The organism is Aeromonas sp. PS2Canimalfood6 (assembly GCF_048276795.1).
Classification (GTDB): Bacteria; Pseudomonadota; Gammaproteobacteria; order Enterobacterales; family Aeromonadaceae; genus Aeromonas; species Aeromonas caviae.
The window spans coordinates 1-13884 of sequence record NZ_JBLUXC010000078.1; the positions used below are offsets into that span (position 1 = coordinate 1).

13 protein-coding genes and 1 pseudogene are annotated in these 13884 nt (G+C 61.0%); 5 read left to right on the top strand and 9 right to left on the bottom strand.

The genetic code is table 11. From position 1 onward, the window contains the following. The first annotated feature begins 128 nt into the window (after positions 1-128). Positions 129-1025 (top strand): DMT family transporter, encoded by an 897-nt coding sequence (locus ACNPAA_RS19350; RefSeq protein WP_049636405.1) that lies wholly within the window; start codon positions 129-131, stop codon positions 1023-1025. A gap of 61 nt (positions 1026-1086) precedes the next feature. Next, positions 1087-1284, top strand: coding sequence for a hypothetical protein (locus ACNPAA_RS19355; protein WP_161470688.1), 198 nt, complete (start codon positions 1087-1089; stop codon positions 1282-1284). 72 nt (positions 1285-1356) lie between these two features. Here ACNPAA_RS19355 and ACNPAA_RS19360 read toward each other — a convergent pair whose 3' ends face one another. The 3 genes and pseudogenes from ACNPAA_RS19360 to ACNPAA_RS19370 all read right to left on the bottom strand — a co-directional run bounded on the left by ACNPAA_RS19360 (position 1357) and on the right by ACNPAA_RS19370 (position 3561). After that, positions 1357-1932 carry a methyl-accepting chemotaxis protein gene (locus ACNPAA_RS19360; RefSeq protein ID WP_408745691.1) on the bottom strand — a complete coding sequence of 192 codons (576 nt, stop codon included), beginning with the start codon at positions 1930-1932 and terminating at the stop codon, positions 1357-1359. Between the two features lie 12 nt (positions 1933-1944). Further along, positions 1945-2532: pseudogene (locus ACNPAA_RS19365) on the bottom strand (PAS domain-containing protein); the annotation flags it as partial. Between the two features lie 603 nt (positions 2533-3135). Continuing rightward, the gene (locus tag ACNPAA_RS19370) at positions 3136-3561 is read right to left on the bottom strand and encodes a DUF4124 domain-containing protein (RefSeq protein ID WP_043156375.1); all 426 of its coding nucleotides are present in this window, start codon (positions 3559-3561) and stop codon (positions 3136-3138) included. A 270-nt stretch (positions 3562-3831) separates the two neighbouring features. Between ACNPAA_RS19370 and fabV the strand changes: the two genes are divergently transcribed. Next, positions 3832-5025, top strand: coding sequence for an enoyl-ACP reductase FabV (gene fabV / locus ACNPAA_RS19375; protein WP_041212832.1), 1194 nt, complete (start codon positions 3832-3834; stop codon positions 5023-5025). 162 nt (positions 5026-5187) lie between these two features. Next, the gene (locus ACNPAA_RS19380) at positions 5188-6663 is read left to right on the top strand and encodes a YfcC family protein (RefSeq protein WP_201873010.1); all 1476 of its coding nucleotides are present in this window, start codon (positions 5188-5190) and stop codon (positions 6661-6663) included. A 65-nt stretch (positions 6664-6728) separates the two neighbouring features. On the opposite strand, the gene ACNPAA_RS19385 is transcribed toward ACNPAA_RS19380, so the two are convergent. Then, positions 6729-7943, bottom strand: a complete 1215-nt coding sequence (locus ACNPAA_RS19385; RefSeq protein ID WP_201873008.1) for a pyridoxal phosphate-dependent aminotransferase — start codon at positions 7941-7943, stop codon at positions 6729-6731. A 356-nt stretch (positions 7944-8299) separates the two neighbouring features. Between ACNPAA_RS19385 and ACNPAA_RS19390 the strand changes: the two genes are divergently transcribed. Continuing rightward, entirely contained in the window at positions 8300-8509 is a 210-nt protein-coding gene (locus ACNPAA_RS19390; RefSeq protein ID WP_010674028.1) for a DUF1653 domain-containing protein, read from the top strand. A 59-nt stretch (positions 8510-8568) separates the two neighbouring features. Here ACNPAA_RS19390 and ACNPAA_RS19395 read toward each other — a convergent pair whose 3' ends face one another. The 5 genes from ACNPAA_RS19395 to ACNPAA_RS19415 form a co-directional block, all read right to left on the bottom strand. Then, complete coding sequence (locus tag ACNPAA_RS19395) at positions 8569-8826, bottom strand: GrxA family glutaredoxin (protein ID WP_010674029.1); 258 nt, start codon at positions 8824-8826, stop codon at positions 8569-8571. A gap of 217 nt (positions 8827-9043) precedes the next feature. After that, a complete protein-coding gene (gene dacB / locus ACNPAA_RS19400; protein WP_043156376.1) occupies positions 9044-10477 on the bottom strand; it encodes a D-alanyl-D-alanine carboxypeptidase/D-alanyl-D-alanine-endopeptidase in 1434 nt (477 codons plus the stop codon). 87 nt (positions 10478-10564) lie between these two features. After that, positions 10565-12325: a DEAD/DEAH box helicase gene (locus tag ACNPAA_RS19405; protein WP_043156377.1), complete on the bottom strand. Its 1761-nt coding sequence runs from the start codon at positions 12323-12325 to the stop codon at positions 10565-10567. 120 nt (positions 12326-12445) lie between these two features. After that, the gene (locus ACNPAA_RS19410) at positions 12446-13483 is read right to left on the bottom strand and encodes an HlyD family secretion protein (RefSeq protein WP_010674032.1); all 1038 of its coding nucleotides are present in this window, start codon (positions 13481-13483) and stop codon (positions 12446-12448) included. A gap of 10 nt (positions 13484-13493) precedes the next feature. Further along, positions 13494-13763 carry a DUF3302 domain-containing protein gene (locus ACNPAA_RS19415; protein WP_041201542.1) on the bottom strand — a complete coding sequence of 90 codons (270 nt, stop codon included), beginning with the start codon at positions 13761-13763 and terminating at the stop codon, positions 13494-13496. Positions 13764-13884 lie beyond the last annotated feature (121 nt).

The following is a 13884-nucleotide window of genomic DNA, read 5'->3' on the forward strand; positions in this document are numbered from 1 at the left end:
CTTGCGGCGGAGCACCGTTGGAGGTGATCAAGCAATACATTCAAAACCAGCGGGGCTGACGCCCCGGCGAAATTCCCCTCCCACCTACGTCGGAGGGAGTCCCCTTTCGCATTTAAGATGGAGGCATTGTGCGCCCTTTACCCGCCCTGACGCTGACCCTGGCCATGCTGCTCTGGTCCAGCTCCTTCATCGCCCTCAAACATGTGCTGGAAATCTGGTCCTTCGGTCAGGTGCTCTTCATGCGGATGGGGGTGGCGTCCTGTTGCTGGCTGCTCTGCTACCGCCAGCTTGGCCGCGTCACTTACCAGAAGGGGGATTGGCGCTGGTTGGCCCTGATGGGGGCGCTTGAGCCCTGCCTCTACTTTCTTCTTGAAGTCAACGCCCTGCGTTACACCAGTGCCGGCCAGGCCGGTATGGTCTGTGCCCTGCTTCCCCTGATGGTGGCTCTGGTGGCCTTCGTGCTGCTTGGAGAGCGGGTGAGTCGCCGCCAGCTGCTGGGCTTTGCCATCGCCATCGTTGGCATCGCCCTGCTGGGGTTGGGGGAGGGCGCAGACGAGTTCGCCCCCAACGCCCTGCTCGGCAACAGCCTGGAGATGGGCGCCATGCTCTGCGCCGCCACCTATTCCGTGGTATTCAAGAAGCTCTCCAGCCGCTACGGCGTGATGACACTGACAGCGTTGCAGGCCTTCGTCGGCATGCTCTTCTTCGCGCCCTTTGCCTTCAGTGCGCCCTGGCCCGCGAGCTGGGCCTGGCAGGACATGGGGGTCATCCTCTTCCTCGGCGCCTTCGTGACACTTGGTGCCTACCTGCTCTACAACTGGTCGGTGACCCAGGTGAAGGTGACCCTGGCGGCTGCCTATGTGAACCTCATACCGGTCTTTACCCTGCTGCTCGCCTATCTGCTGCTGGGAGAGACGCTCACTGCCCTGCAATGGGTGGCCTGTGCCGCCGTGCTGGCCGGCATCGGGGTGGGCCAACTGCCGTCCGGCAGGAAGCGTGCGCAGGCAGTCGCCACCGGGGGATGAGTCGCCGTCATTGGGCTACAGTCTGGGCAGGGAAACACGCTGTCTAAGAAGGAGCCGACCGATGAGCGACATGCACTTGCTGGCCGCGGCCAAAAGCCTGTTGAACCATCCCCCCTTTACCCTGGCCGATGCCAGAGCCCTGGAGGCGCTGGAAGAGGAAGCTGTGGGGGAGGAGGGGCTCTGCATCGCCGCGCTATGGGACATCGCCCTCGCGCTGGCGGACGAGGAAGCCAGACACTATCTCCTGGGGGATGGCTGAGCGGGTGTCGGGTGGGCGGACAGCAATGACAACGGGGGGCCTGGGCCCCCCGTTGTCATTGGCAGCTGTCGCTCAGATGGAGAGGCTCTTGACGGTGTCCGACACCGAGTTGGCGTCCTCGATGATCTCCTTGATGACGTCGGCGATGATGGTGGCCTGCTCCTGACCTGCCACCGCCTTGTCGGAGACGACGGAGACGGTCTGGGTGATCTGGGAGGTGATCTCCGAGTTGTGCTTGATGACGGTGACGATCTCGCTGGTGGAGCTGGAAGTGCGCGCCGCCAGTTGCCTCACCTCGTCGGCCACGACCGCGAATCCCCGTCCCTGTTCCCCGGCGCGGGCCGCCTCGATGGCCGCGTTGAGGGCCAGCAGATTGGTCTGATCCGCGATGCCGCTGATGGTGGAGATGATGGATTCGATGCTCCTGGATTGCTGGTTGAGCTGCTCTATCTGTTTGCTGACCGCATTGACCGAGGTGTTGATGTGAGAGGAGGTGTCGAGCACCCTGTCGATGACCTCCCGCCCCCTGGCGGCGCTCGCGACGGTTTCGCTGGCGATGGCACACGCCTTCTGGGCCGCTTCCCGGGTGGAGATGGATTTCTCCACCCGCTCGGTGATGTCGCTCGCCAGCTTGATGATTTTGACCACCTTGCCCTCGTGGTTGAAGATGGGGTTGTAGGTGGCCTCCAGCCATATCTTCTCCCCCCGGTGACCCAGACGCATGAAAAGCCCGGACTTGATGTCACCCGAGCCGAGATCCTGCCAGAAATGGGGGTTGTTCTGGTAGAACTCGGTGTCACAGAAGAGACGATGATGCTTGCCGACCACCTCTTCCAGCCGGTAACCAAAGCAGTTGAGGAAATTCTGGTTGGCGGTGATGACGGTGCCATCGGGTTGGAAATCGATGACAGCCAGGGACTTGTCCAGGGCTGCCAGCAGGGCCTGGGTGCGCTCCAGGGTGGATTGCTGCTGGGTCACGTCGGAGGCGACCTTGGCGATCCGCACCACCTTGACGTCGATCACGATGGGGAAATAGGTCGCCTCCAGCCACACGGCCTTGCCGGATTTCGACTGGCGAATGAAGCGGCCGCTGCGGGAGACGCCGTGGCGCAGATCCTGCCACAAGGTCTCGTAATCCCGGGTATTGACGTCGTCGGGGAAGCAGAGGGTGCTGTGATGCTTGCCGATCACCTCGTCACGTTCAAATCCCACGATCTTGAGAAACAGCGCGTTGGCGAAGGTGACCACTCCCGCCGGGGTGAACTGGACGAAGGGGACCTGCAACTGGATAGCCTGTTCAAATGCCCCCAGCCCACCACCCTTGCCGCTTGCTCACTGGCTTCCTTGCTTGCTTTTTGATTCCAGAACATGACAGCGCTCCTCCATGAGACCCTTGAATGGGATAACGACCAAATATGAGTAAATTAACAATAGCATTGCGTCCTGATGAGTCGTCATCGTACTCAAATTAACTTTTTATTTTTCAATGTTGATAAATAGCTTCTTAATTGTAGGGTCTCGTACCAAGGTTATTTATCTCGTGGACCGCTTTGGGCCCCAGGGAATATTGGCATGAAGGCGCCTCTTTTGGCACTGACAATTGTCACGATGCCCCTATATATCGCCCTCGTATGAACCCTGTGGCACGTCAGGGATCTCGGTGGGGATAAAGTTGAGTCTTCTGGAACGCGGTGAAATTAGGTGGCTACGGGGATCGGGAAAAAGCCGCTATCTGATCCTCTGGTGTGAGAAATAAACGGCCAAGGGTGTGAGTTTTTGGATATCCGGCATGTGTGAACCCGTGACGACATTGCCGCTTCGGTATATTTTCTGTCCCGAAACAGGGAGTGTTTATTTTGCCTGCAAGGTAGAGAGTTTCTGGTTCAGGGACTCAATCTCTTTCTGATATCGGGTAGTGACCGACTGCATCTCTGCCGAGACATTGCGGGATCTTGCCTTGTTCTCCGTGATCTGGGTCATCTCGTTGTTCATCTTCTGCTTTTTGGCCTCGATCTCGGTGCGCAGAGCCTCGGCCTGGCGTTGTTTCTGGCCGTTCGCCAGGCTCTGCTCTATCTCCCGGGTCTGGTTGGCCGCCTGCTCCACCGCCTCGGGGGAGGGGGTATAGACATTGAGTACCATGGGTTTGGCGTCGCTGCTGCAGGGGATGTCGCTGAAGGTGATCTGCCCATCGCGGGCGCATTGATAGACAGCCGCCTGGACAACGGGGACGTTGGCAAGCCCCAGGCAGGCGAGAGAGATGACCAGCATGCGTGACATAGACTCCTCCTTGAATCCTCTTCCTTGCACACTAGTACATGGCGCAAGGTCAGACAACGGCCTCGTTCCGGGTGTGACATTCCGGTCCTCACGTCGCCTCTCTCTGGTCCATGGCGGGGAGATCTCCTGCGCAATGGGTGTGCCATGGCGGCACAAAGCGACGGATCCCTGCCTGTTTCCCCGCAGTTCAACACATCAGAGCACCATAACGGGCCGCAATGAGGTATCTTATGCCCCGATTTCATCCATCAAACGGATAAGAGACAACACATGATCATCAAACCCAAGGTTCGCGGCTTTATCTGCACCACCACCCACCCGGTTGGTTGTGAAGCCAATGTTCGTCGCCAGATCGCTTACACCCAAGCCAAGGGCGCCATCGAGAATGGCCCCAAGAAGGTGCTGGTGATCGGCGCTTCCACCGGCTATGGTCTGGCCTCCCGCATTGCCGCAGCCTTCGGCAGCGGAGCTGCCACCATCGGTGTCTTCTTCGAAAAGCCGAGCTCCGAGACCAAGACGGGCTCCGCCGGCTGGTACAACTCCGCCGCCTTCGACAAGGCCGCCAAAGAGGCCGGCCTCTACGCCAAGAGCATCAATGGCGATGCCTTCTCCCACGAGTGCCGTGCCAAGGTGATCGAGCTCATCAAGCAGGATCTGGGTCAAATCGATCTGGTGGTCTACTCCCTGGCCTCTCCGGTGCGCAAGCTGCCGGACACCGGCGAAGTGGTGCGCTCCGCCCTCAAACCCATCGGCGAGGTCTACACCTCCACCGCCATCGACACCAACAAGGATCAGATCATCACCGCCACCGTCGAGCCGGCGAATGAGGAAGAGATCCAGAGCACCATCACCGTCATGGGCGGCCAGGACTGGGAACTGTGGATGGCGGCTCTGCGCGATGCGGGTGTGCTGGCTGACGGTGCCAAGTCCGTGGCCTACTCCTACATCGGTACCGACCTGACCTGGCCAATCTACTGGCATGGTACCCTGGGCCGAGCCAAGGAAGATCTGGACCGTGCCGCCACCGCGATCCGTGGCGATCTGGCCGCCAAGGGGGGGACCGCCCACGTGGCCGTCCTCAAATCCGTTGTGACCCAGGCCTCCTCTGCCATTCCCGTGATGCCGCTCTACATCTCCATGGCCTTCAAGATCATGAAGGAGAAGGGCATCCACGAGGGTTGCATGGAGCAGGTGGACCGCATGATGCGCACCCGCCTGTACGGCGCCGACATGGCGCTGGACGAGCAGGCACGCATCCGCATGGATGACTGGGAACTGCGTGAAGACGTGCAGCAGACCTGCCGTGATCTCTGGCCCTCCATCACCACCGAGAACCTCAGTGAACTGACCGACTACACCGGCTACAAGCAGGAGTTCCTGCGCCTGTTCGGTTTCGGTCTGGACGAGGTGGACTACGATGCGGACGTGAATCCGGACGTGCAATTCGACGTGGTCGAGCTGTAAGTCGGTCACCAGCACAGACAGGGCCCTGCGGGGCCCTGTTTTTTTGCAGCAGACTCAACCTGTTGCCTCAGGTTTATTATCCGCGATCACCTTTTTCCCCGAACAAACCCGCTAGGCTTGCGCTGTCCGGATCACAGACGGCACCGCCGAGGTACGAAAGTCATGACCACATCCCATGAGGCGCCCAAGAAGCGCCAGCTCCCGACGGTTTATACCCTGCTTTTCATCATCATCGCCCTGATGGCGGCCCTCACCTGGGTGCTGCCGGCGGGCAAATACAACTACGTGACGGCCAAGACCCAGCAGCCGGTGGCGGCAGCCGCCGTGGCCGACTACAGCGGCGATGAGCGACTGTTGCCGGTACCCGGCAGTTACACCGAGCTCCCTTCCCAACCCCAGGGGGTATTCGATGTGCTCAAGGCGCCCATCCAGGGCTTTCACAAGGCGGCGGACGTAGCACTGTTCGTACTCATCATCGGCGGCTTTCTGGCGGTGACCATGCAGAGCGGTGCGCTGGATGCCGGGGTCGGGGCCATAGTGCGTACCTTCGCCGGGCGCGAGCGGCTGCTCATCCCGGTGCTGATCGCCCTGTTTGCCCTCGGCGGCTCCACCTTCGGCATGGCGGAGGAGACGGTGGCCTTCTGGGCACTGATCGTGCCGGTGATGATGGCGGCGGGCTTTGATCGCATGGTGGCGGCCGGGATTATCCTGCTTGGCTCCGGGGTCGGGGTGCTCGCCTCCACCGTCAACCCGTTTGCTACCGGCATCGCCTCCGGTTTTGCCGGCATTCCCATCGGTGAGGGGATTGGCCTTAGGGTTGTGCAGTGGCTGCTGCTGGTGATCTTCGCCTCCTGGTTCGTGATGCGCTACGCCAAGCAGGTGCAGCAGGACAAGTCCCGCTCCGTGCTGGCCGACATCGCCTATGACGACGAGTTCTCCCAGATGAAGAGCGGCAATCTCGCCTTCAGCGGCAAGCAGAAGCTCACCATGCTGGTTTTCTTCGGCACCTTCCTGCTGATGATCTATGCGGTGGTGCCCTGGTCAGATCTGGGCATCGATCTGCTGCCTACCCTGGGCTGGTGGTTCGACGAGCTCTCCACCCTGTGTTTCACTGCTTCCATTCTGATCGCGCTGATCAACCGGATGCCGGAGTCCAACTATGTGGCGACCTTCCTGAGCGGCGCTCGGGATCTTATCGGGGTGGCGCTGGTGGTGGCGGTGGCACGCGGCATCTATGTGGTGATGGAACATGGCGTCATCATCGACACCATTTTGCACTGGGCCGAGGGGCTGGTGAGCGGGCTGTCGTCGTCGGTCTTCATCCTGATGGCTTATCTGGTGCACATCATCCTGAGCTTCTTCATCCCGTCCACCTCGGGGTTGGCGACCGTCTCCATGCCGCTGATGGGGCCGCTGGCGGACTTCTCCGGGATCTCGCGGGATCTGGTGATCACCGCCTATCAGTCCGCCTCCGGCTGGATCAACCTGTTCGCCCCCACAGCAGCCCATCTGGTGGCGGGGCTGGCGCTGGCCAAGATCCCCTATGATCGCTTCGTGCGCTGGGTGCTGCCCTTCATCATCGGGGTGGCCCTCATCACCATGGCGGTGCTGGTAGCCGGTGCCCTGCTGCACGGCTGATGGCACGGATAGAAAACGACAGACAACAAAAAGGCTCCCACGGGAGCCTTTTTCATGAGCCTTGCTTACTGCTTGTAGCCCTTGAGGAAGCGGGCGAGACGGCCGATAGCCTCTTCCAGCTCCTCTTCCCGGGGCAGGAACACCAGCCGGAAGTGATCCGGCGCCGGCCAGTTGAAGCCGGTGCCTTGCACCAGCAGGAGCTTCTCCTGCTGCAGCAGATCGAACACCATCTTCTGGTCGTCTCGGATGTCGTACACCTTGGGGTCGAGGCGCGGGAACATGTAGAGCGCCCCCTTGGGCTTGACGCAGGAGACCCCAGGGATGTCGTTGAGCAGCTCCCACGCCTTGTCGCGCTGGCGGCGCAGGCGGCCGCCCGGCAGGATCAGCTCGTTGATGCTCTGGTAGCCACCCAGGGCGGTCTGGATGGCGTGCTGCATGGGCACGTTGGCACAAAGCCGCATGGAGGCCAGCATCTCCAGCCCCTCGATGTAGCCCTTGGCACGGCCCTTGGGACCGGTGATGACCATCCAGCCCTGGCGGAAGCCACAGGCGCGGTAGGCCTTGGAGAGGCCGTTGAAGGTCACCACCATGACATCGTCGCACAGGGTGCAGACGCTGGTGTGGGAGATGTCGTCGTAGAGGATCTTGTCGTAAATTTCGTCGGCGAAAATGATGAGGTTGTGCTGGCGGGCGATCTCGATCACCTCCAGCAGGAACTCGCTGCCGTAGACGGCGCCGGTCGGGTTGTTGGGGTTGATCAGCACCAGGCCGCGGGTGCGCGGGGTGATGCGGGCGCGGATGTCGTCGAGATCCGGATACCAGTCAGCCCCTTCGTCGCAACGGTAGTGCACCGCATGGCCACCGGAGAGGGTGACGGCCGCGGTCCAGAGCGGGTAGTCGGGGGAGGGCACCAGCATCTCGTCGCCGTTGTTGAGCAGCGCCTGCATCGCCATCACGATGAGCTCGCTCGCACCATTGCCGATGTAGATGTCGTCGATGTCGACCTTGCGCATCCCTTTTTGCTGGTAGTACTGCATCACCGCCTTGCGGGCGGAGAAGAGCCCCTTGGAGTCGCAGTAGCCCTGGCTCTGGGGCATGTTGAGGATCACATCCTTGATGATCTCCTCCGGTGCTTCGAAGCCAAACGGGGCCGGATTGCCGATGTTGAGCTTGATGATGCGGTGACCTTCGTCTTCGAGACGGCGAGCTTCTTTGTGCACCGGGCCGCGGATGTCATAGCAGACATCGTCGAGCTTGTGCGACTTGTCGATAGTGAACATGGTGAGCGTGATTCCTTCCCCGTGGGGCGCGTTGGCAGAAAAGCTGTTTTTAGTATCAAATTTCTCTGCCCCTATTCTTCACAGAATTGAATGCTAGAACAATCTAATTTATGGAATAAATCCCTGATATTTACCCCTGAAACAGGGTTGTTGAAATGTTAAATTCAGCATGATCGTTTGCCTCTCTTTGGTAGATCAGTGAAAGATGAGGGGCAGATTCATAAAGCAACATGAGTGTATTGAAATATCTCCCCCATCTGGCACGATTGGCTGGGGTAAAAAAGGCCCCGACCCGTCGGTCTGCCAGGGGAGCACGCAGGCACAGGGGCTCATCTTCCCGCTCTCGAGGTTCACTCATGCAGGCACCCGCCACCGGTCGCTACCGCCATTTCAAGGGGGGCTATTACCAGGTTCTTGCCCTGGCCTTGCACACCGAAACCCAGGAGCAGCTGGTGATCTATCAATCCGAACAGGATGGTCAGGTCTATGCCCGCCCCGTCGCCATGTTCATGGAGTGGATTGAACATCAGGGACAGGTGGTGAGCCGCTTCACGCCGGTGGCCTGAGGCAGGCTTGGCGACATGAAAAAAGGCGCCAGAGGCGCCTTTTTTCATGGTGTCGGGGCTTACAGACCCAGATTGGCTCTGGCATAGGCCTCAAAATCGGTGCAGCCGCCGATGTGCTGCTCATCCAGGAAGATCTGCGGCACAGTGGTGACCGGCTTGCCCGCCTTGGCGGCGAGATCGTCCTTGGTCAGCCCGGCCACGTTGATATCCACGTAGCGGAACTCGAAGTCATCGCGCTCCTCGGTCAGTTGCTCGGCAATCTGCTTGGCACGCACGCAATAGGGGCAACCGGGACGACCAAAAATCTCTACAAACATCTTTTCTCTCCATTAAACAAGCCGTTGAAGAAGGCCATTGAGATGAGGCTGGGCACAGCATAGCCGTGGCGCCCTGTCAGTCAAAGCTGAAAATAGCGATGCTTACGTTCGCCATCTCCGATTGCGCCCACTGCTGATGACGGCGCCAGCGTCCCTGTTTCGCCCCAAGGTCGGGGAATGGGGGCCGCCTTGCTGGCAAGGCCACCTATATCGTTCATCACTGCTCGGCGATCTGGATGGGCTGCTGCTGGTAGATGCTCTCCAGCACGCCTTTTTCGAAGACGGTCCAGGGCCAGGGGGCCTTGCTGGCGCGATAGCGCTCGTGGGTGGCGGGGTCTTGCGACAGGCCGCGCTGGAACATCACGAAGGCCTTGCGCTGGCCACTTGCGGTGTCGATGAAGCCGGCGAGGTTCGAGGTGCCGGTGATGGTGCCCGTCTTGGCGTGCACCTTGTTCTTCATCATGGGGGCGGTGACGCTGCGGCGCCAGGCCAGGGTGCCGTCCACCTGGGAGCTTGGCAGCAGCTTGATGAAGTCGAGCTCGGCATCGTTCTTCTGGATGAAGTTAAGCACCGACAACATCTGGCGCGCGCTGATGAGATTGTGGGCGGAGAGGCCGGAGCCGTCGGCCAGGGTGGCGTTGCCAAGGTCAATGCCGTGCTTGGTCAGGATGGCGCGCACCGCCATGGTGCCGCTGCGATAGCTGCCCGGCTTGTTGTAGTAGTGACGCCCCACGGTTTTGAGGAAGGTATCGGCGTAGAGGTTGTCGGACTTTTTCAACATCTTGGCGAGCATCACCGGCAGGGAGACAGAGTAGTGGGTCGCCAGGGTCTGGGCACCGACAGGGGCCTGATGGGTGACCCGCAGCAGGCCGTCGTGGCTGATCCCGGCGCGGTTCATGGCCCAGCGGATGTTGTCCCAGCCCCAGGCCTCCACGTCATGGATGGCAAAGCGCAGCCCTTGTGGCTCCTTGTTCGGGGTGATGCAGCCCTTGAGCTCGTAGAAGTTGCCCTTGGCCATGTCTACTTCCAGAGCACAGAACTGACGCGCCATGTCGCCATAGCTCATCACCTCCACGTTGTCGGCGCCGATGCCGATGGGCACGCCGGTGGCCACGTTGCCCACCGCAGGCTTGCCAATCTGGGTGGCGGTGATGGTGCCGTAGGCGCAGTTCTTGTCGATGATGACCGAGGAGACGGGAGCGGCGAAACAGAGGGTCTGATCCCCCCAGGACCAGCCGTTGCCACGCTCATAGCCGTTGTAGGCACCGGTGTTGACATAGACGTTGCCCTGAATGCGGGTGACGCCCAACTGTTTGAACAGGGCAACCAGATCCATGCGCGACAGGGTCGGGTCGCCGACGAAGTTGATCCAGATGTCGCCGTTGATGGTAGTGCCCTGTTTGGCGCCGGGCTGGGCCTGGATGTCGGTGGCGAAGCGGAAGTCGGCACCGAGTTCGAGGCGGGCGGCGAGCGCGGTGAGCACCTTCATGGTGGAGGCGGGGGCTATCATGTCATCGGCGTGACGGGCAAATTCCACCCCGTTGTTACCCTGTACGATGACGGCGTACTGGCCCCCCTTGGGCGGGGTCAGCGGGGCGGCCTGGACCGCCAGAGAAAAGAGAGCACAAAAACCAATCAACAGCCGCTGCATAGGATCCTCTAACTGAACGAAAGGGCGGCATCAGAAACCGCCCCGATAATCAAACCGGGTGACTGCCGGGTATCGCCTGCCATGGGGTCAGGCCGGGGCGTTGGCAGTCCGGTAACGCCCCTCGTAATCGAATATTTTTTCCTTCACCTGCCAGAAGCGTCCCGACTTGCGGGCGATGACGAAATCCGGGTGACGGAACTGGTCTGCCGCGAGCATCACGCTCGCCAGGGTAGTGAATTCGGGCTCCAGGCCCGGGGCGGGCCAATGATGACGCACAAAGCGTTGTTGAAACAAGCGCTGTGCACCCCGGGAGTGAAAGGGGAAGTACTCCGTCAGGGTCAGGCCATCCTCGTCGTGGTAGGTCACCTCCAGCCGCTCCCCCTGCTTGCCGCGCCCAGGGCTCAGGGTCAAACCGGCGCAGCGGATCACCATGCAGTCCTTGAGATTGAGGGCCTCCTTGAGCTTGTCGTCAGGGTCCACCAGCAGCTGGTCACAGCTTTGGCAGCGGCGGGCGGCGATGTCGTTTTCAGCACCGCAACCTGGGCAGATCTTGGCGCGAAAGCGGTAGTCGCACTCCTCGCGGTTGCCCTCGTCATCTTCAAACAGTCCCTGACAGCGGCGGCCGTAGTGTTCGACCACCTTGCCATCCTCGTCGGTCTTGCCCCAGAAAGTGTTGGCAAAGCCGCAGGCGGGGCAGGGCACCTGAACCGGCTCGGTGCCGGCGTGGGGCCTGGGTTCCCCCACTTCGGGGGCAAACAGGTTGAAGTTGTTGCCTGCGTAGTCGAGCACCAGGCAATCGCTCTTGCCGGGTGAGAGGCGCAGGCCCCGTCCCACAATCTGCTGATAGAGCGACACCGATTCGGTGGGGCGCAGCATCACGATGAGGTCGACGTGGGGGGCATCGAAGCCGGTGGTGAGCACTGCCACGTTGACCAGAAACTTGAGCTCGCGCGCCTTGAAGGCACTGATTAGAGCGTCGCGCTCCGGTCCCGGCGTCTCGCCGGTGACGAGGGCGGCCTGCTGGTCTCTGGCACCGAGCAGGTCATGAATTTCCCGGGCATGCTCGACGGTGGCGGCGAAGATCATCACCCCCTGCCGGTCGGCCGCATACTCCAGCACCTGGCTCAGGATATGGGGGGTGACCCGCTCCTGTCGCTTGATCTCGCCGTTGAGCTGCGCCTCGCTGAACAGGCCGTTTTCCCGCGGCACCAGCTTGCTGAAGTCGTAGTGGACGATGGGGGCGTCCACCAGGCGCGGCGGGGTCAGGTAGCCGTTTTTCACCATGAAGCGCAGGGGCAGTTCGAACACGCAGTCACCGAACAGCCGCTCGCCGTGGCTCTTGACCATGCCGTGGTAGTGGCGCCGGTAGATCCAGCCCAGCCCCAGCCGATAGGGGGTGGCGGTGAGCCCGAGGATCTTGAGGGCCGGATTGGCGGCCTTGAGATGCTCGATCACCTGATGGTATTGGCTGTCGTCATCGAGCGAGACCCGGTGGCACTCGTCGATGATGAGCAGCGAAAAAGCGCCGTCGAAGGCATCCAGATTGCGCGCCACCGACTGCACCGAGCCAAACACCACCTGGGCGCTCGCCTCCTTGCGTGCGAGCCCCGCGGCAAAGATGTCGGCCCGGAGTCCCCAGGCCTCGTACTTGGCGTGGTTCTGCTCCACCAGCTCCTTGACGTGAGCCAGCACCAGCACCCGGCCACGGGCCTTGCGGGCCAGTTCGGCGATCACCAGGCTTTTGCCGGCCCCGGTGGGCAGCACCACCACGGCGGGATCCGGGTGTTTGCGAAAGTGGCTGATGACGGCGTTGACCGCGTCGGTTTGATAGGGTCTGAGAACGAACATGGGGAACGGCTGTGGTGCAAGATGGCGCCATTATAGGGATCTTGCGGGGAAAATGCAGCGAAGGGGGCGTGCTGACAGGAAGCGGGCCGGCAGGATGCCGGCCCGTGCAGGTCAGGGACCTCAGTGGAAGGGGAACAGGTAGTTGAGCCAGCTACCCATGCGCATCAGGATCTTGCGCATGATGGCCACGTGGTGGAAGTGCTCGGTATAGATGGCGGCCTGACCGCTGGAACCCGCGATCACCTGGTAGTTTGCCCATTCGGGATCGGTGATCTCGAGCACGATGGGCAGGCGACCCGGTACCTGTGCCGAGGTCTGATCGATAAGACCCGCCTGTGCCTGGATATTGCCCGGTGCCATGGCCGGGATAACGGACTGCACCTTGGCCTTGAAGATGCGGCCCGGAATGCCGTCGAGCACGACTTCGGCCTCGTCACCCGCCTTGAGCCGCTGCATGCTGTTCTGCCAGAACCAGCCGACATAGGCATTGGCATCTTCATGAATGAAGGTCATCACGGGGCGGAACATGAAGGGGGCGGCAATCATGCCCGGGCGCAATGCCAGTTGTACGACATGACCGTCACTCGGGGCGTAGACCACGGTCTGCTCCAGATCGTACTTGGCGATGTTGAGCTGGGCACCCAGGTCATTGAGGGTCGCTTTCTGCTGATCAATTTGGGCGACGATGTCATCCACGTTGGCCTGGGTGACGTCGAGGTCGCGCTGTTTGCCGATGCCCCGTCGCATCAGCTCCTGGGCGCGATCCCTGTCCAGGCTGGCGGATCGCAGGCGGGCGTCCAGAGCCTTCAGAAAATCGGTGTTGGAGGCGAGGCGCGCCGTCAGGCTGGCGACCTTCTCCTGGAAGGGCTCAGCGTCGATGCGAAACAGCACATCCCCTTTCTTGACCGGCTGGTTGGGCTTGACCGGGACGTCGGTGACACGCCCCTTGACCAGGGGCACGACCGGGGTGGAGACATAATAGTTGCGAGCCAGCTCGGAATAGGGGTGGTTGTAGTTCATCAGCATGATGAGTGTGCCGATGATGATGACGCCACCCAGTACGGCGGTCGGCACGGTCCACTTGTTGAGCGGGATCTTGAAGATCTTGAAAATACCTATGCAGAGGGCTGTATAGGTGAGAATAAGTAGCAGGTCCATGGGGCGTTACCTATTTGTCGGTCTGTTCGAGCGTGGTCATGCGAGCCTGCAGTGCTGCCAGCTCCTCTTTGAGTGCGCTGATCTCTGTCTCGTCATGTTGTAGGCGTTGCGAGAAGCCCCAGCCGCGATCGGGGCGATAAATCGTGGCCCAGATCCAGAGGAAGGGCCAGAGCACGTGCAGGGTGAACAGGCTGACCCAGCCTGCCACGTGAATGGCGTCCTGGTGGGGGTGATTACGGTGCTTGGCAATTTCATATGGAATATCGTGAATGACGATAATGCCATCTTAAATGCGAAAGGGGACTCCCTCCGACGTAGGTGGGAGGGGAATTTCGCCGGGGCGTCAGCCCCGCTGGTTTTGAATGTATTGCTTGATCACCTCCAACGGTGCTCCGCCGCAA